Below are 646 nucleotides of genomic sequence, written 5' to 3'. Positions count from 1 at the left end.
AGACAAAACAACCTTTAAAAGGTTGTTTACCCCTTGGGAGAGTAAGGAAAGGACTGATTTCATATATGGCTAATGAGATTGTTAAGTACCATTCAGAACTAAATACGATTCCTTTACGGAAATTTACTCCCGTAGAAATGAATTTATTTTTTTCTATTGTGTCAAGAATGCGTGAAAAAGGCGATAAAACCGTCCGCTTTACGTTTGACCAACTGAAAGATTTAAGTAATTACAAAGCAACAGCTAACAACCGTTTTATTGACGATTTACAAAATACTTATGAAAAAATTCTTTCCCTGCGTTTTGGTAGTCGTAGTGAAAGTGGGTTAAACAGAAGTATGTTTGTCATGTTTACTGAATTTGAGATTGTCGGTAATGCTGATGAGCCTTACGTAGATATACGAATTTACGAAAAAGCATTGCCTTTGTTAAATAATCTTGATTCATGGACTCGTTACTCTCTCCAACAATTCAACGAGCTACAAAGTAGTTATGCAAAAACCATGTTCAGACTGTTAAAACAGTTTCGTACCAAAGGATGTGCGTATTTCTCTAAAGACGATTTTTACGAATTATTGGACATTCCAAAAACTTACAAACAAGGTAATGTCGATCAAAAAGTTCTCCAGCCTATCCGACAAGAATT

General features: G+C 34.7%; 1 protein-coding gene. It reads left to right on the top strand.

Annotation, left to right across the window (positions count from 1 at the left end):
* Positions 1 to 65: 65 nt before the first annotated feature.
* A partial coding sequence (locus ECA01S_RS13835; RefSeq protein ID WP_157490309.1) for a replication initiation protein occupies positions 66 to 646 on the top strand: 581 nt, incomplete at its 3' end.

Source organism: Enterococcus canis NBRC 100695 (genome assembly GCF_001544375.1).
GTDB lineage: Bacteria > Bacillota > Bacilli > Lactobacillales > Enterococcaceae > Enterococcus_H > Enterococcus_H canis.
The sequence above is the reverse complement of the archived record's forward strand: the minus strand, read 5'-3'. Positions and strand labels throughout refer to the sequence as shown.